At 69.4% G+C, this 15,641-nt stretch carries 17 protein-coding genes; 16 read left to right on the plus strand and 1 reads right to left on the minus strand.

What is annotated here, in order from left to right; all coding sequences use genetic code 11:
• The first annotated feature begins 41 nt into the window (after window positions 1–41).
• The 10 genes from hisD to AC5Y4Q_RS15105 all read left to right on the plus strand — a co-directional run bounded on the left by hisD (window position 42) and on the right by AC5Y4Q_RS15105 (window position 8,427).
• Window positions 42–1,367, plus strand: a complete 1,326-nt coding sequence (gene hisD / locus AC5Y4Q_RS15060) for a histidinol dehydrogenase (RefSeq protein ID WP_499959598.1) — start codon at window positions 42–44, stop codon at window positions 1,365–1,367.
• A complete protein-coding gene (locus AC5Y4Q_RS15065; protein ID WP_064920703.1) occupies window positions 1,364–2,497 on the plus strand; it encodes a histidinol-phosphate transaminase in 1,134 nt (377 codons plus the stop codon). The genes hisD and AC5Y4Q_RS15065 overlap by 4 nt, the downstream gene beginning before the upstream one ends.
• Window positions 2,494–3,108 carry an imidazoleglycerol-phosphate dehydratase HisB gene (gene hisB / locus AC5Y4Q_RS15070; RefSeq protein ID WP_499959485.1) on the plus strand — a complete coding sequence of 205 codons (615 nt, stop codon included), beginning with the start codon at window positions 2,494–2,496 and terminating at the stop codon, window positions 3,106–3,108. Before AC5Y4Q_RS15065 ends, hisB begins: the two co-directional genes overlap by 4 nt.
• Window positions 3,105–3,719, plus strand: coding sequence for an imidazole glycerol phosphate synthase subunit HisH (gene hisH / locus AC5Y4Q_RS15075; protein ID WP_064920701.1), 615 nt, complete (start codon window positions 3,105–3,107; stop codon window positions 3,717–3,719). Before hisB ends, hisH begins: the two co-directional genes overlap by 4 nt.
• Window positions 3,716–4,456 (plus strand): bifunctional 1-(5-phosphoribosyl)-5-((5-phosphoribosylamino)methylideneamino)imidazole-4-carboxamide isomerase/phosphoribosylanthranilate isomerase PriA, encoded by a 741-nt coding sequence (priA, locus tag AC5Y4Q_RS15080; RefSeq protein ID WP_185746559.1) that lies wholly within the window; start codon window positions 3,716–3,718, stop codon window positions 4,454–4,456. Before hisH ends, priA begins: the two co-directional genes overlap by 4 nt.
• Window positions 4,457–4,477: 21 nt before the next feature.
• On the plus strand, window positions 4,478–5,278 hold the full coding sequence (locus AC5Y4Q_RS15085) for an inositol monophosphatase family protein (RefSeq protein ID WP_499959600.1): 801 nt from the start codon (window positions 4,478–4,480) through the stop codon (window positions 5,276–5,278).
• 1 nt (window position 5,279) lies between these two features.
• Window positions 5,280–6,065 (plus strand): imidazole glycerol phosphate synthase subunit HisF, encoded by a 786-nt coding sequence (gene hisF / locus AC5Y4Q_RS15090; protein ID WP_064920700.1) that lies wholly within the window; start codon window positions 5,280–5,282, stop codon window positions 6,063–6,065.
• Window positions 6,062–6,421 (plus strand): phosphoribosyl-AMP cyclohydrolase, encoded by a 360-nt coding sequence (hisI, locus tag AC5Y4Q_RS15095; RefSeq protein ID WP_064920699.1) that lies wholly within the window; start codon window positions 6,062–6,064, stop codon window positions 6,419–6,421. The genes hisF and hisI overlap by 4 nt, the downstream gene beginning before the upstream one ends.
• Before the next feature lie 36 nt (window positions 6,422–6,457).
• Window positions 6,458–7,177 (plus strand): hypothetical protein, encoded by a 720-nt coding sequence (locus tag AC5Y4Q_RS15100; protein ID WP_064920698.1) that lies wholly within the window; start codon window positions 6,458–6,460, stop codon window positions 7,175–7,177.
• A gap of 176 nt (window positions 7,178–7,353) precedes the next feature.
• Window positions 7,354–8,427 carry a hypothetical protein gene (locus tag AC5Y4Q_RS15105; protein ID WP_499959489.1) on the plus strand — a complete coding sequence of 358 codons (1,074 nt, stop codon included), beginning with the start codon at window positions 7,354–7,356 and terminating at the stop codon, window positions 8,425–8,427.
• Window positions 8,428–8,443: 16 nt separating this feature from the next.
• Here AC5Y4Q_RS15105 and AC5Y4Q_RS15110 read toward each other — a convergent pair whose 3' ends face one another.
• The gene (locus AC5Y4Q_RS15110) at window positions 8,444–8,908 is read right to left on the minus strand and encodes a peroxiredoxin (RefSeq protein ID WP_125224494.1); all 465 of its coding nucleotides are present in this window, start codon (window positions 8,906–8,908) and stop codon (window positions 8,444–8,446) included.
• A gap of 73 nt (window positions 8,909–8,981) precedes the next feature.
• On the opposite strand from AC5Y4Q_RS15110, the gene AC5Y4Q_RS15115 reads away from it, so the two are divergent.
• The 6 genes from AC5Y4Q_RS15115 (at window position 8,982) to lgt (ending at window position 15,610) form a co-directional block, all read left to right on the plus strand.
• Complete coding sequence (locus AC5Y4Q_RS15115) at window positions 8,982–10,526, plus strand: anthranilate synthase component I (RefSeq protein ID WP_499959492.1); 1,545 nt, start codon at window positions 8,982–8,984, stop codon at window positions 10,524–10,526.
• Entirely contained in the window at window positions 10,519–11,166 is a 648-nt protein-coding gene (locus tag AC5Y4Q_RS15120) for a TIGR02234 family membrane protein (protein ID WP_064920694.1), read from the plus strand. Before AC5Y4Q_RS15115 ends, AC5Y4Q_RS15120 begins: the two co-directional genes overlap by 8 nt.
• A gap of 69 nt (window positions 11,167–11,235) precedes the next feature.
• A complete protein-coding gene (trpC, locus tag AC5Y4Q_RS15125) occupies window positions 11,236–12,054 on the plus strand; it encodes an indole-3-glycerol phosphate synthase TrpC (RefSeq protein WP_064920693.1) in 819 nt (272 codons plus the stop codon).
• A complete protein-coding gene (gene trpB / locus AC5Y4Q_RS15130) occupies window positions 12,055–13,326 on the plus strand; it encodes a tryptophan synthase subunit beta (protein WP_499959496.1) in 1,272 nt (423 codons plus the stop codon).
• The gene (trpA, locus tag AC5Y4Q_RS15135; protein ID WP_499959497.1) at window positions 13,323–14,129 is read left to right on the plus strand and encodes a tryptophan synthase subunit alpha; all 807 of its coding nucleotides are present in this window, start codon (window positions 13,323–13,325) and stop codon (window positions 14,127–14,129) included. The genes trpB and trpA overlap by 4 nt, the downstream gene beginning before the upstream one ends.
• A complete protein-coding gene (gene lgt / locus AC5Y4Q_RS15140) occupies window positions 14,126–15,610 on the plus strand; it encodes a prolipoprotein diacylglyceryl transferase (RefSeq protein ID WP_499959498.1) in 1,485 nt (494 codons plus the stop codon). Before trpA ends, lgt begins: the two co-directional genes overlap by 4 nt.
• The last annotated feature ends 31 nt before the right edge of the window (window positions 15,611–15,641 follow it).

Consider the following 15,641-nt stretch of genomic DNA (forward strand, 5'->3'; position numbering starts at 1 on the left):
ACTTGGACGGCTCTGGGACAATGGACGACGTGAACACCGCCCTGCTGGCACGCATCGATCTGCGTGGCGCCGACCAGTCGAACCTTTCCAAGGCTCAACTGCGCGCCGCCCTGCCGCGCGGTGGCGTCGACGTCGAGGCCGTGGTGCCGCGGGTACGCCCGATCGTCGAGGCGGTCGCCGCGCGCGGAGCCGACGCGGCGCTGGAGTTCGGGGAATCGTTCGACCAGGTGCGGCCGGCCGCGGTCCGGGTGCCGGGTGCGGCGCTGCAGGATGCACTGGCCGGCCTGGACGCCGCGGTGCGGGCCGCCCTGGAGGTGGCGATCAGCCGCGCCCGCGCGGTGCACGCCGACCAGCGGCGCACCGACACCACCACCACCCTGGCTCCGGGCGCGACCGTCACCGAACGCTGGATCCCGGTCGAGCGGGTCGGCCTGTACGTTCCGGGCGGCAACGCGGTCTACCCCTCCAGCGTGGTGATGAACGTCGTCCCGGCCCAGACCGCCGGCGTCGACTCCCTGGTGATCGCCAGTCCGCCCCAGGCCGCCTTCGACGGCCTACCGCACCCGACGATCCTGGCCGCGGCCCGGTTGCTCGGCGTCGAGGAGGTCTGGGCGGTCGGCGGCGCCCAGGCGGTGGCGCTGCTGGCCTACGGTGGCACCGACACCGATCAGGCCGAGTTGGCCCCGGTCGACATGATCACCGGGCCCGGCAACATCTACGTGACCGCCGCCAAACGGCTGTGCCGGTCGCAGGTCGGTATCGACGCCGAAGCCGGCCCCACCGAGATCGCCATCCTCGCCGACCACACCGCCAACCCGGCGCATCTGGCCGCCGACCTGATCAGCCAGGCCGAGCACGACGAGATGGCCGCCAGCGTGCTGGTCACCACCAGTGCCGAGCTGGCGGACGCCACCGACCGGGAGGTGACCGCGCAGCTGGAAACCACCGTGCACCGCCAGCGGGTGGCCACGGCGCTGGGCGGGCGCCAGTCGGCCGTCGTATTGGTCGACGACCTGGACACCGGTATCCGGGTGGTCAATGCCTACGCCGCCGAGCACTTGGAGATCCAGACCGCCGACGCCGCCACGGTGGCGGCCCAGATCCGTTCGGCCGGCGCAATTTTCATCGGACCCTATGCGCCGGTCAGTCTCGGCGACTACTGTGCGGGCTCCAACCACGTGCTGCCGACGGCGGGCAGTGCGCGCTATTCCAGCGGGCTGTCGGTACAGACCTTCCTGCGCGGTATCCACGTCGTGGACTACACCGAGGCCGCGCTCAAGGACGTCAGCGTGCATGTGATCGCGCTGGCCAACGCCGAGGACCTGCCCTCGCACGGCGAAGCGGTCCGGCGGAGGTTCGAATCATGACCCGCCCCGGCGGGCAGATCACGCTGGCCGATCTGCCGTTGCGCGATGATCTGCGCGGCAAGTCGCCCTACGGCGCACCGCAACTGGCAGTACCGGTGCGGCTGAACACCAACGAGAATCCGCACCCGCCGAGTGCGGCGCTGATCGACGACGTCGCCCGCTCGGTGCGTGAGGCCTCAGCCGATCTGCACCGCTATCCCGACCGCGACGCGGTGGCGCTGCGCGCCGACCTGGCCGGCTATCTGAGCACCCAGACCGGGGTCGAGGTGGGGCCGGAGAATGTGTGGGCGGCTAACGGCTCCAACGAGATCCTGCAGCAACTGCTACAGGCGTTCGGCGGGCCGGGCCGCAGCGCGATCGGCTTCGTCCCGTCGTACTCGATGCACCCGATCATCTCCGACGGCACCCAGACCCAGTGGCTGGCGGCGAACCGGGCCGAGGACTTCGGCCTGGACGTCGCTGTCGCCGTCGCGGCCATCACCGACCGCAAACCCGATGTGGTGTTTGTCGCGAGCCCGAATAACCCCTCCGGGCAGAGCATCTCATTGCATGATCTGCGCAGCCTGCTCGACGTCGCACCGGGCATCGTGATCGTGGACGAGGCCTACGGCGAATTCTCCTCGCAGCCCAGCGCGATCGGGCTGATCGACGATTATCCGGCCAAGCTGATCGTCACCCGCACCATGAGCAAGGCGTTCGCGTTCGCCGGCGGCCGGCTCGGATACCTGATCGCCGCGCCGGCGGTGATCGACGCGATGCTGCTGGTGCGGTTGCCCTATCACCTGTCGGTGGTCACCCAGGCGGCCGCCCGCGCCGCGCTGCGACACGCCGACGACACCCTGGGCAGCGTGGCACAGCTGGTCGCCGAACGCGACCGCGTGTCAGCGGCACTGAGCGCCATGGGATTTCGGGTAATTCCCAGTGACGCCAACTTCGTGCTGTTCGGCCGCTTCGCCGACGCGCCCGCAACCTGGCAGCGCTACCTGGATGCCGGCATCCTGATCCGCGACGTCGGCATCGCCGGATACCTGCGCGCCACCACCGGCTTGCCGGAGGAGAACGACGCGCTGCTCGCCGCCAGCCAGCGACTTGCGGCCACCGAACTCGTCGAACCGTTAGGAGCCTCATGACCGGCAGCCGCCGTGCCCGGGTGCAACGCACCACCCGCGAGTCCGAGATCACGGTCGAACTCGACCTGGACGGCACCGGGATCGTCGAGATCGACACCGGGGTGCCGTTCTACGACCACATGCTCACCGCGCTCGGCAGCCACGCCAGCTTCGACCTGACGGTGCGCGCCAAAGGCGACGTCGAGATCGAAGCGCACCACACGGTGGAGGACACCGCGATCGTGCTCGGGCAGGCCCTGGATCAGGCGCTTGGCGACAAGAAGGGCATCCGCCGGTTCGGTGACGCGTTCATCCCGATGGACGAAACCCTGGCGCACGCCGCCGTCGACGTCTCCGGGCGCCCCTACTGTGTGCACACCGGCGAGCCGGATCACTTGGCGCACACCACGATCTCCGGTTCGCAGGTGCCGTACCACACCGTCATCAACCGCCACGTGTTCGAGACGCTGGCCTCGAACGCCCGCATTGCGCTACATGTACGGGTGCTCTACGGGCGCGACCCGCACCACATCACCGAAGCCCAGTACAAGGCGGTCGCCCGGGCGCTGCGCCACGCAGTGGAGCCCGACCCGCGGGTGACCGGCGTGCCGTCGACCAAAGGTGCGCTGTGAAATCGGTGGTGATCCTGGACTACGGGTCCGGCAACCTGCGCTCGGCGCAGCGAGCGCTGCAGCGCGCCGGTGCGGCGGTCGAGGTGACCGCTGACGCCGACGCCGCGGCCGCCGCCGATGGCCTGGTGGTGCCCGGTGTCGGCGCATTCGCGGCGTGCATGGCCGGACTGCGCAAGGTACACGGGGAGAAGATCATCGCCGAACGGGTGGCGGCCGGGCGGCCGGTGCTGGGGGTCTGCGTCGGGATGCAGATCCTGTTCGCCCGCGGCGTGGAATTCGGGGTGGAAACGACCGGCTGCGGGCAATGGCCGGGCGCGGTCACCCGACTCGACGCCCCGGTGATTCCGCACATGGGCTGGAACGTTGTCGACGCGGCCCCCGGCAGCACGCTGTTCGCCGGGTTGGACGCCGACACCAGGTTCTACTTCGTGCACTCCTACGCCGCGCAGCGGTGGGAGGGCCGTCCGGAGGCTTTGGTGACCCGGGCGACCCATCAGGTACCGTTCCTGGCGGCTGTCGAGGACGGGCCGTTGGCCGCCACCCAGTTTCACCCGGAAAAGAGCGGGGATGCCGGGGCGACGCTATTGAGCAACTGGGTGGAGGCACTGTGAGCAAAACACTGGTCTTGTTGCCCGCGGTCGACGTGGTCGACGGCCGCGCGGTGCGGCTGGTGCAGGGAAAGGCCGGCAGCGAAACCGAGTACGGCTCAGCGCTGGAGGCCGCGCTGGGCTGGCAGCGTGATGGTGCGGAGTGGATTCACCTCGTCGACCTCGATGCCGCCTTCGGCCGCGGCTCCAACCGCGAACTGCTCGCCGACGTGGTCGGCCGCCTGGACGTGAAAGTCGAACTGTCCGGCGGTATCCGCGACGACGAGTCGCTGGCGGCGGCACTGGCCACCGGCTGCACCCGGGTGAACCTGGGCACCGCGGCGCTGGAGAACCCGCAATGGTGCGCTCGCGCGATCGCCGACCACGGCGAGAAGATCGCGGTCGGCCTGGACGTGCAACGCGAGAACGGCTCGTACCGACTGCGCGGACGAGGCTGGGAGACCGACGGCGGCGAGCTGTGGCCGGTGCTGGAACGTCTTGACCGCGAAGGGTGTTCGCGCTTCGTGGTCACCGACGTGACCAAGGACGGCACTTTGGGTGGCCCCAACCTGGAGCTGCTCGGCGAGGTCGCCGACCGCACCGATGCACCCGTGATCGCCTCCGGCGGGGTATCCAGCCTCGATGACCTGCGGGCGATCGCCACGCTGGTGGACCGCGGAGTCGAGGGCGCGATCGTCGGCAAAGCGCTCTACGCGGGGCGGTTCACCCTGCCCGAGGCGCTGACCGCGGTGCAAGGCTAGGTGCGCGTGGCGCTGGACACCGTGGATCTGGACGCTCTGGTCGCCGAGGCGTCGAAAATCCTTGATGTCGCGGCGCGGCCCTTCCTCGACGGCCACCGCGCCGGTTCAGCAGTTCGCAAGGGAGGCAACGACTTCGCGACCGAGGTCGACCTGGCTCTGGAGCGTCAGATCACCGACGCGTTGGTCGCAGCGACCGGAATTGGCGTGCACGGCGAAGAATTCGGCGGGCCCACGATCGACTCGCCGCTGGTGTGGGTGCTGGACCCGATCGACGGCACCTTCAACTACGCCGCCGGATCCCCGATGGCCGCGATCCTGTTGGGTCTGCTGCGCGACGGTGAGCCGGTGGCCGGGCTGACCTGGTTGCCGTTCACCGATCAGCGCTACACCGCGGTGGCAGGCGGCCCGCTGCTGCGCAACGGCGTCGCCCAGCCGCGACTGGACCCGGCCGCGCTGGCGGATTCCCTGGTCGGCGTCGGCACCTTCAACGTCGACTGGCGCGGCCGGTTCCCGGGCCGCTACCGGCAAGCGGTGCTGGAGGGCCTGAGCCGGGTGACCTCGCGACCGCGGATGCACGGCGCCACCGGAATCGACCTGGCCTACGTCGCCGACGGCGTCCTCGGCGGGGCGTTGAGTTTCGGCGACCACATCTGGGACCACGCCGCCGGGGTGGCCCTGGTGCGCGCCGCCGGCGGGATCGTGACGGATTTGACCGGCGCACCATGGACGTCGCAGTCGCGCTCGGCGTTGGCTGCCGCGCCGGGCGTGCACGGCGAGATCCTCGACATCCTGACCGCGGTCGGCGCACCGGAGGGCTACTGAGATGGGCCAGGCAAGTGATGTGGCGGTGCGGGTCATCCCGTGCCTGGACGTCGACGGCGGCCGGGTGGTCAAGGGCGTCAACTTCGCAAACCTGCGCGATGCCGGGGATCCCGTCGAACTCGCCGCCGCCTACGACGCCGAGGGCGCCGACGAACTGACCTTTCTCGACGTCACGGCGTCGTCCTCGGGCCGGGCCACCATGCTGGAGGTGGTCGCCCGCACCGCCGATCAGGTGTTCATCCCGCTGACCGTCGGCGGCGGGGTGCGCACCGTCGGCGACGTCGACGTGCTGTTGCGGGCCGGCGCCGACAAGGTGTCGGTGAACACCGCCGCGATCGCCCGCCCGGAGCTGCTGGCCGAGATGTCGCGTCAGTTCGGCTCCCAGTGCATCGTGCTGTCGGTCGACGCCCGCACGGTGCCGCCCGGGTCTGCTCCCACGCCCTCCGGGTGGGAGGTCACCACCCACGGCGGCCGGCGCGGCACCGGTATCGACGCGGTCGAGTGGGCGGTCCGCGGTGTGGAACTGGGGGTCGGGGAGATCCTGCTGAACTCGATGGACGCCGACGGCACCAAGGCCGGGTTCGACCTGCCGATGCTGCGCGCGGTGCGCGCGGCGGTGAGCGTGCCGGTGATCGCCAGCGGGGGAGCGGGCGCGACGCAGCATTTCGCGCCGGCGGTCGATGCGGGCGCCGATGCGGTGCTGGCGGCCAGCGTCTTTCATTTCCGCGAACTGACGATCGGGCAGGTCAAAGCGGCGATGGCGGCCGAGGGAATAGTGGTGCGATGAGCTCGGGTTTCCAGCTGGACCCGGCGATCGCGGCCCGGCTCAAACGCACTGCCGACGGCTTGATCGCCGCGGTCGCCCAGGAGCGGGGCAGCGGCGACGTGCTGATGGTCGCCTGGATGGATGACGACGCGCTGGCGCGCACCCTGGCAACCCGTGAGGCGACGTATTTTTCGCGCTCGCGCGGTGAGCAGTGGGTCAAGGGCGCGACGTCCGGACACACCCAGTACGTACACTCGGTGCGGCTGGACTGCGATGGTGACACCGTGCTGCTGGAAGTCGACCAGACCGGCGGGGCCTGCCACACCGGCGACCACAGTTGCTTCGACGCCGACGTGTTGCTGCCTCCCGCGGATTGAGTCGCCGACGGGCCTCGAGCGGTATGCTGGCCGACTGTGAACTCCGACGAACAGGACGACTCGTACCCGTTGGACTACACCTCTTCGGGTTTGGAGTTGGAGCGGGTTTCCCAGCAGATCGACGCCCACTACGCCCAGGGCACGGTCAGCGACATCGAGGCGCACCTGCCGCGCGCGGGGGCACGGATCGTCGCGCTCACCAAGCAGCTGAGCGAGTCGCAGGCGACGCTGGAGTCGACGTCCGTGCGGTTCAACGAGTTGGCGTCGGCCATCCCCGGCGACATCGTGGACCTCAGTGACCGGCTCTCCGGGATTCTCAACGGCGCCATGGCCGAAGCCGACGGCATTCGCGCGGAGGCGCAGCGCTTCGCCGACGAGTTGCGCAGTGCTGCCGAGAAGGAAGCCGGAGCGATTCTCGATGACGCCGAGGCGCAACGGCGGGAGGCCGCCGAGCTGCGCGCCGAGCTGGAAACCCAGCACAAGCAGCTTCGGGTCCATGCCGCCCAATTGCGGCGGCAGGCCGTGATGAGCGCCGCGGAGATCATGAAGGAAGCCGAGAACCACGCGTCGGAGATATTGACCGAAATGAACAAGGCGATCAATACCCACGTGGCAGATGCGCAGCTTCGGCTGACCGAGCTGATGGATGCACGCGCGAAAATCGTCGACCAGATTCAGCGTTCGACCACCGGAGTCAAACGTGAATCCCTGGCTCCGGCAAAAGAGTCCTGGTTTCGCGAAAATCGTCCGCGCTGACCTGGGCTCGGGCCATAATGCGAGCCGGTGACACGCCCAGACGGGTCTGGTACGCTGCGTCGCACGGCAGCTTGGGTGAGCCGGTCCATTTGGCCTCGCGCACAAGCCAACTCGGGTGCGCAGCGGGTTGCCTCTCGAACTGAAGACCGAACCAGTCAGGTGCTAGGAGCAAATCGGTGGCGCTAGAGATTCCGGAATTCGAAACGCAGATGCGCGGTTTCGATCGCAATGAGGTTTCCGACTACATCGCGCGCCTCCATCGCGAAATCGAGATTCTGCAGGAGCGAACAAAATCGCTCGACGCGGTCAAGGCGCAGACGCGATTCGACCGCGAACAGCTCACCGCCGAGGTGACCCGGCTGCAAAACGACATCGTGCGGATGACCGCCGAGGCCGAGTCCGAGCGCCAGCGCCTGACCGCCGAACTGGCCGAACTGCGCTCCCAATTCGAGCAGGTCACCGGCCCGGTGGACTCCGTCGAGGGCATGTCGGATCGCATTGCCCGGATGATGCGTATCGCCTCCGAGGAGGCGCGGCGCACCAAGGAATTGGCCCGCCAGGACGCGGAGGCACTGACCGGAGAGCTCCGCGAACAGTTGGAGGCCGCCCGCCAGGACCGGGCCGCCGCCAGTGAGGCGCTGGCGGAGTTCCAGGCGTCCACCAACGCGCGCCGGGCCAAGATCCTGGAAACCGCGACGGCCGAAGCGGAGGAGATCCTCCGGATCGCTCACGAGGAACGCAGCCGGATCGCGCAGGAGATCGAGGAGGCCGAACGCAGCCGCCGCGAGGTCTACCAGCGCCTCGCCGAGGAGGACGAGCGCAACCGCCGGGCGGCGCAGGAATCCCTCGACGAGCAGATCAAGCTGGCCTGGGAGGAAGACGAGCGCAACCGCCGGGAGGCGCAGCGCCGGCTGGACCAGAAGATGCAGGCGGCCTGGGAGCAGGCCGAGGCGAACATCGCCAAGCTCGACAAGGAGGCCCGCCTGGAGGCGTCCACGTTGATCGCCACCACCAAACGCGAGGCCAAGCTGCTCACCGAGCGCACCCAGGCCGAAGTCGACCTGCTCAAGCGGGAGCGGTCGGGCATCGTCACCCACCTCAACGAGATCCGGAACTGGATCGACACCGCCGTCGGCGACAACCGCAAGGTGGCCGAGGACGTGCCGGAGGCGGCGGCAGAGGAGGTGCCCGCCCCAGCGGAGGTAGCCTCGGCCGATGACGAAGCCCCCGACACCGCCCAGGGCGACTAGGGGTGGGGCAGCGCCGCTAGGCCGACGAGCGCGCCCGGAGCACCTCCAGTGCCTTGTCGGCATGGGTATCCATGGAAAATTCACTGGCGATCACGTCGAGCACGCTGCGGTCGGTGTCGATGACGAACGTGGTCCGCTTGACCGGCATCAACTTGCCGAGCAGTCCGCGCTTGACCCCGAACTGGGCGGCCACCGTGCCGTCGGTGTCGGATAGCAGCGGGTAATCGAAGCCCTGCTGGTCGGCGAACTTGGCCTGCTTGGCCACCGGATCGGCGCTGATCCCGACCCGTTGCGCCCCGACAGCGGCGAACTCGGCGGCCAGATCACGGAAGTGGCAGGCCTCCTTGGTGCAGCCCGGCGTCATCGCCGCCGGATAGAAGAACAGCACCACCGGCCCGTCGGCCAACAGTGCGCTGAGCTTGCGTGGTGTTCCGGTCTGGTCGGGCAGTTCGAAATCCGCCACGGTATCGCCAGTTTTCATGGCCGCAAGGCTACTCCCGGCCCGATCGGCGCGCTGGGCTCCGGCGCGCTTGCGGCCACCGGAGTCTGGGAAGATGGGGGCCGTGCAAACCGCTTCCCAAGCCGGCACCGCATCGCGGGCGGAATTCCGGGCCCTGGCTGCCGAGCACCGGGTGGTCCCGGTGACCCGCAAGGTGCTCGCCGACGCCGAGACGCCGCTGTCGGCCTACCGCAAGCTGGCTGCCAGCCGGCCCGGCACCTTTTTGCTGGAGTCGGCCGAGAACGGGCGGTCCTGGTCGCGGTGGTCGTTCATCGGTGCCGGGACCTCGTCGGCGCTGACGGTGCGCGACGGCGCGGCGGTGTGGCTGGGTGCGGCCCCGCAGGGCGCCCCCACCGGCGGGGACCCGCTCCAGGCGCTGCGCGACACCCTGGCACTGCTGGAGACGGCCGCGATTCCCGGGCTGCCGCCGCTGTCGAGCGGCCTGGTGGGTTTCTTCGCCTACGACATGGTCCGCCGGCTGGAGCGGCTGCCCGAGCTGGCCGTCGATGACCTGCAGTTGCCCGACATGCTGTTCCTGCTGGCCACCGACATGGCCGCGGTCGACCACCACGAGGGCACCATCACCCTGATCGCCAATGCGGTCAACTGGAACGGCACCGACGAGCGCGTCGACGAGGCCTACGACGACGCGATCGCTCGGCTCGACGTGATGACCGCGGCGCTGAGTCAGCCGCTGGAGTCCAGCGTCGCCACGTTCGACCGGCCCGAGCCGGTCTACCGAAGGCAGCGCACCGCCGAGGAGTACGGGGCGATCGTCGAGCGGCTGGTCGGCGAGATCGAGGCCGGTGAGGCATTTCAGGTGGTGCCGTCCCAGCGTTTCGAGATGACCACCCCGGCAGACCCCATTGATGTCTACCGGATGCTGCGGGTGTCCAACCCCAGCCCGTACATGTACCTGTTGCAGGTGCCCAACGACGTTGGGGGACTGGCCTTTTCGATCGTGGGTTCCAGCCCCGAGGCGTTGGTGACCGTCCAGGACGGCCGCGCGACCACCCACCCGATCGCCGGAACGCGGTGGCGCGGTGCGACCGAGGAGGAAGACCAGCTGCTGGAGAAGGACCTGTTGAATGACGACAAGGAACGCGCCGAGCACCTGATGCTCGTCGACCTTGGCCGCAACGATTTGGGCCGGGTGTGTGTTCCGGGCACGGTGCGGGTGGCCGACTACAGCCACATCGAGCGCTACAGCCACGTCATGCACCTGGTGTCCACGGTCACCGGGTTGCTCGCCGAGGACCGCACCGCGCTGGACGCGGTGACCGCGTGCTTCCCGGCCGGCACCCTGTCCGGGGCACCCAAGGTCCGTGCGATGGAGCTGATCGAGGAGGTCGAGAAGACCCGACGCGGCCTGTACGGCGGCGTGGTCGGCTACCTGGACTTCGCCGGCAACGCCGACTTCGCGATCGCGATCCGCACCGCCCTGCTCGCCGACGGCACCGCCTACGTGCAGGCCGGCGGCGGCGTGGTGGCCGATTCCAACGGACCCTACGAATACACCGAGGCCTCGAACAAGGCCCGCGCGGTGCTGGCCGCGATCGCCGCCGCCGAAACGCTGACGGTGCCCGGGACCGATGACTGAGGGTCGGGCCCGTCGCGCCACCGTCGCGCTGCGGGTGGCGCAACTGCTGCTGGTGGTCGCCGCCGGCGGCCTGTGGGGCGCATCCCGGCTGCCGTGGGTGCTGATCCGCTCGTTCGACGGGCTGGGGCAGCCCAAGCAGGTCGCGGTCACCGGCGCGTCGTGGTCGACGGCGCTGGTACCGCTGGCATGGGTGTGCCTGGCTGCCGCCGTCGCCGCGGTGGCGGTGCGGGGCTGGCCGCTGCGGGCGCTGGCGGTATTGATGGCCGTGGTGAGCCTGGCGGCCGGGTACCTGGCGGTGAGCATGTGGGTGGCGCGTGACATCGCGCTGCGGGCCCTCGACATCGCCGAGATCCCGCTGACCTCGCTGTTGGGGACCGATCGTCGCCTCACCGGTGCGGTGCTGACCCTGCTCGCCGCGCTGTGCGTGCTGGCCGCTGCCGCGCTGTTGCTGCGCGCGGCCGCGCACGACACCGGCAGCAATGCGCAGTACGCGACGCCGGCGGTGCGTCGGGCGGCTGCGCGGGGCACCGATGACGGCTCTGCGGGCCGGCCGCTGTCGGAACGAATGATGTGGGACGCGCTCGACGAGGGGCGCGACCCGACAGAACCGCCGCCCGGCGCGGACCCCGAGGGCCGGTGACATCGCGAGTGGTGAGGGTAGCTACCCTTCGATGAAGGTCTTCGACTAGCGGGAGAGGAACCGGCAGACATGAGTTCGGCAACCGTGCTCGACTCGATCATCGAGGGAGTCTGCGCCGACGTTGCCGCCCGGGAGGCCGTCGTCAGCCTGGCGCAAGTCAAGGCGGCAGCCGAGGCCGCGCCCGCGCCGCGGGACGTCATGGCGGCACTGCGAGAGCCCGGCATCGCGGTCATCGCAGAGGTCAAGCGCGCCAGCCCGTCGAAGGGCCAACTGGCCACCATCGCCGATCCGGCAGAGCTCGCCTGTTCCTACGCCGAGGGCGGTGCGCGCGCGATCAGTGTGCTGACCGAACAGCGCCGGTTCAACGGCTCGCTGGCCGACTTGGATGCAGTTCGAGCCGCGGTGTCCGTCCCGGTGCTGCGCAAGGATTTCATCGTGCGGCCCTACCAGATTCACGAAGCCCGCGCCCACGGCGCGGACATGCTCTTGCTGATCGTCGCGGCGCTCGAACAGCAGGCGCTGGTGTCGATGCTCGACCGCACCGAGTCCCTCGGCATGACCGCTCTGGTGGAGGTGCACACCGAGGAAGAAGCCGACCGGGCCCTGACCGCCGGCGCGAAGGTGATCGGGGTCAACGCCCGCGACCTGCACACGCTGGAAGTCGACCGGGACTGCTTCGCGCGGATCGCGCCCGGCCTGCCCACCGAGGTGGTCAAGATCGCCGAGTCCGGTGTGCGCGGCACCGCGGACTTGCTGGCCTACGCCGGCGCCGGCGCGGACGCCGTTCTGGTCGGTGAGGGACTGGTCACCAGTGGCGACCCGCGGGCGGCCGTTGCCGATTTGGTCAGTGCGGGTAAGCATCCGTCCTGCCCGAAGTCGGCTCGCTAGATGTCGGACACCTCGCCCCTGAAGCTTCCGCGCGCCAGCGCCGGAGTGGCCGAACCGAGCCGGCATGACCCCGACGCCCGCGGGCACTTCGGCGCCTACGGCGGCCGGTTTGTCGCCGAGGCGCTGATGGCCGTCATCGAGGAGGTCACCGCCGCCTACGACAAGGTGCGCAACGACCGCGAGTTCCTCGACACCCTCGACGACCTGCAGACCCACTACACCGGCCGGCCGTCCCCGCTGTATGAGGCCCAGCGGCTGTCCGCGCACGCCGGCGGGGCACGCATCTTCCTGAAGCGGGAGGATCTCAACCACACTGGCTCGCACAAGATCAACAACGTGCTCGGCCAGGCGTTGCTGGCCAAGCGCATGGGCAAGACCCGGGTGATCGCCGAGACCGGCGCCGGTCAACACGGGGTGGCCACCGCGACCGCCTGCGCCCTGCTGGGTCTGGAGTGTGTGATCTACATGGGCGCCGTCGACACCCGCCGCCAAGCGCTCAATGTGGCCCGGATGCGGTTGCTGGGCGCCGAGGTGGTCTCGGTCGAATCCGGCTCGCAGACCCTCAAGGACGCCATCAACGAGGCGTTCCGGGACTGGGTGACCAACGCCGATCGCACCTACTACTGTTTCGGCACCGCGGCCGGGCCGCACCCGTTCCCGACCATGGTGCGCGACTTCCAGCGGATCGTCGGGCTGGAGACCCGCGCGCAGATCCAGCAGATGGCGGGCCGGTTGCCCGACGCGGTGGTGGCCTGCGTGGGCGGCGGGTCGAACGCGATCGGCATCTTCCACGCCTTCCTCGACGACCCGGCGGTGCGGCTGATCGGTTTCGAAGCCGGCGGTGACGGCGTGGCCACCGGCCGGCACGCCGCGACGTTTGCCGGCGGGTCCCCGGGCGCCTTTCAGGGATCGTTCTCCTATCTGTTGCAGGATGAGGACGGCCAGACCATCGAATCCCATTCGATCTCGGCGGGACTGGACTACCCGGGCGTCGGCCCGGAACACGCCTGGCTGCGTGAGAAGGGCCGCGCCGAGTACCGGCCGATCACCGACACCGAGGCGATGGAAGCGTTCGGAATCTTGTGCCGCACTGAGGGAATCATTCCAGCGATTGAATCCGCGCACGCGGTCGCCGGCGCGCTCGCACTGGCCACTGAGCTGGGCCCGGGCAAGGTCATCGTGGTGAACGTGTCCGGGCGCGGCGACAAGGACGTCGAGACCGCGGCCAAGTGGTTCGGGCTGCTCGGCGACGCCGAGGGCGGCCAGGCATGAGCGGTCACGCCGGCGACCGGCTGGCCGCGATGTTCGCCGCCTGCCGCGACGAGGACCGCGCCGCGCTGATCGGCTACCTGCCGACCGGATACCCGGATGTGCCGGGCTCCATCGCGGCGATGACGGCCCTGGTCGAATCCGGTTGCGACCTCATCGAAGTCGGTGTCCCGTACTCCGATCCGGGCATGGACGGACCGACCATCGCGCGGGCCACCGAGACGGCCCTGCAGGGCGGTGTCCGGGTGCGTGACACGTTGACCGCGGTCGAGGCGATTGCCGGCGTCGGTGGCCGTGCGGTGGTGATGACGTACTGGAACCCGGTACTGCGCTACGGCGTCGACGCGTTCGCCCGCGATCTGGCCGCGGCCGGTGGCCTGGGGCTGATCACCCCCGACCTGATCGTCGACGAGGCCGACGAGTGGCTGGCGGCATCCAAACGGCATGAGCTGGATCGGATCTTCTTGGTGGCCCCATCCTCGACGCCGCAGCGCCTGGCCGAGACGGCGCACGCCTCAAGCGGATTCGTCTACGCCGCTTCCACGATGGGCGTCACCGGTGCCCGTAACACGGTGTCGAACGCAGCGCCGGAGCTGGTACGCCGGGTCCGGGAGGTCTCGGACATTCCGGTCGGAGTGGGCCTGGGTGTGCGCTCTGGGGCGCAGGCCGCTGAGATCGGCGCCTACACCGACGGCGTGATCGTCGGTTCCGCACTGGTCACCGCACTCGCCGACGGTCTGGCCGAGCTGCGATCCCTCAGTGCCGAACTTGCCGCCGGAGTGCGTCAAAGGGTTTCGCAGCAATGACATTGAACTGGCTGACCTACTTTCCCAGTCCGGCCCGCGGTGTCTGGCATCTCGGCCCGGTCCCGATCCGGGCTTATGCGCTGTGCATCATCATCGGCATCGTCGTCGCGCTGCTGGTCGGTGATCGCCGGTGGCGGGCGCGCGGCGGCGAGCCGGGCGTCATCTATGACATCGCGCTGTGGGCGGTGCCGTTCGGGCTGATCGGTGGGCGGCTGTATCACCTGATGACGGATTGGCGCACCTATTTCGGTGAGGGCGGCGTCGGCTGGGAGGCCACACCACGCATCTGGGACGGTGGTCTGGGTATCTGGGGTGCGGTGGCCCTCGGCGGTATCGGCGCCTGGATCGGCTGCCGTCGTCGCGGGATCCCGCTGCCGGCCTTCGGTGACGCCGTCGCGCCCGGGATCGTGTTGGCGCAGGCCATCGGGCGCATCGGCAACTACTTCAACCAGGAGCTCTACGGCCGCGAGACCACGCTGCCGTGGGGCCTGGAGATCTTCTGGCGCGAGGACGCCGCCGGGGTACGCGATCCCCATCTGCTCGACGGGGTTTCGACCGGCGAGCTGTACAAGATCGTCCAGCCGACGTTCCTCTACGAATTGCTGTGGAACCTGGTCGTGTTCGCGGTGTTGATCTACGCCGACCGGCGCTTCCGCATGGGCCACGGCCGGTTGTTCGCGCTCTATGTCGCCGGGTATTGCATCGGGCGTTTCGGCATCGAATTGCTGCGGGACGATGCGGCCACCCACATCGCCGGAATCCGGGTCAACTCGTTCACTTCGACCTTCGTGTTCATCGGCGCGGTGGTGTACATCCTGCTGGCAACCAAGGGCCGCGAGGATCCCGATGTCATCCGTCGCGCCTGGGAGCACGATGGCGCCGATCAGCAGGCGGTTGCCGTCGAACCGGAGGCGGAAGCCCACGAAGAGCAGGAGTTGATGGCGCTCGGCGCCGCCAACGGCGTCGGCTCGGTGGTCCGGGTGCCGAAAAGACTTATGGGCGAAGGCGAAACCGAGCCGGATGCCGCCGCAGCCGATGGCGCCGAAGACACTGACGACACCGAAGACGCTGACGTCGCCGACGTCGCTGACGACACCGTAGTCACCGACAACACCGAAGACGCCGATACCGCTGACGACACCGAAGCCATCGAAGACACCGAAGACACCGACGACCTCACAGAGGAAGCCGAATCCGACGTCGAGGTCGAGGTCGAATCCGAGGAGAACGCCGATGTCGAAGCCGAGGAAGACGTCGACGTCGACGCGGACGGCGACATTGACGACGGGTTAGACGCGGCCGACGAACCCGAGACGGCAGCCGGCGACGACACGGAACCCGAAGCCGAAGCCGACCAACAGGCTGACGCCGATGACGTTGTCGACGAGGACGCGGCCGAGACCGACGCTGAAGCCGAAACTGGCGACGACTCGGAAACCGAAACCGAATCGGACCCTGACGACGACGCTGACCAGCGCTGATAGCAGTCCAGCCGGTCTCGCCGGTATTTCT

This window comes from Mycobacterium sp. NGS16 (genome assembly GCF_059813225.1).

Excerpts from the sequence above, each read along its gene's own strand:
- AC5Y4Q_RS15110 (WP_125224494.1), bottom strand. The coding sequence starts at position 8,908 with ATGAAAACTGGCGATACCGTGGCGGATTTCGAACTGCCCGACCAGACC.
- hisI (WP_064920699.1), top strand. The coding sequence starts at position 6,062 with ATGAGCTCGGGTTTCCAGCTGGACCCGGCGATCGCGGCCCGGCTCAAA.
- trpC (WP_064920693.1), top strand. The coding sequence starts at position 11,236 with ATGAGTTCGGCAACCGTGCTCGACTCGATCATCGAGGGAGTCTGCGCC.
- trpA (WP_499959497.1), top strand. The coding sequence starts at position 13,323 with ATGAGCGGTCACGCCGGCGACCGGCTGGCCGCGATGTTCGCCGCCTGC.
- lgt (WP_499959498.1), top strand. The coding sequence starts at position 14,126 with ATGACATTGAACTGGCTGACCTACTTTCCCAGTCCGGCCCGCGGTGTC.
- trpB (WP_499959496.1), top strand. The coding sequence starts at position 12,055 with ATGTCGGACACCTCGCCCCTGAAGCTTCCGCGCGCCAGCGCCGGAGTG.
- AC5Y4Q_RS15065 (WP_064920703.1), top strand. The coding sequence starts at position 1,364 with ATGACCCGCCCCGGCGGGCAGATCACGCTGGCCGATCTGCCGTTGCGC.
- AC5Y4Q_RS15115 (WP_499959492.1), top strand. The coding sequence starts at position 8,982 with ATGGGGGCCGTGCAAACCGCTTCCCAAGCCGGCACCGCATCGCGGGCG.
- hisB (WP_499959485.1), top strand. The coding sequence starts at position 2,494 with ATGACCGGCAGCCGCCGTGCCCGGGTGCAACGCACCACCCGCGAGTCC.
- hisF (WP_064920700.1), top strand. The coding sequence starts at position 5,280 with ATGGGCCAGGCAAGTGATGTGGCGGTGCGGGTCATCCCGTGCCTGGAC.
- AC5Y4Q_RS15120 (WP_064920694.1), top strand. The coding sequence starts at position 10,519 with ATGACTGAGGGTCGGGCCCGTCGCGCCACCGTCGCGCTGCGGGTGGCG.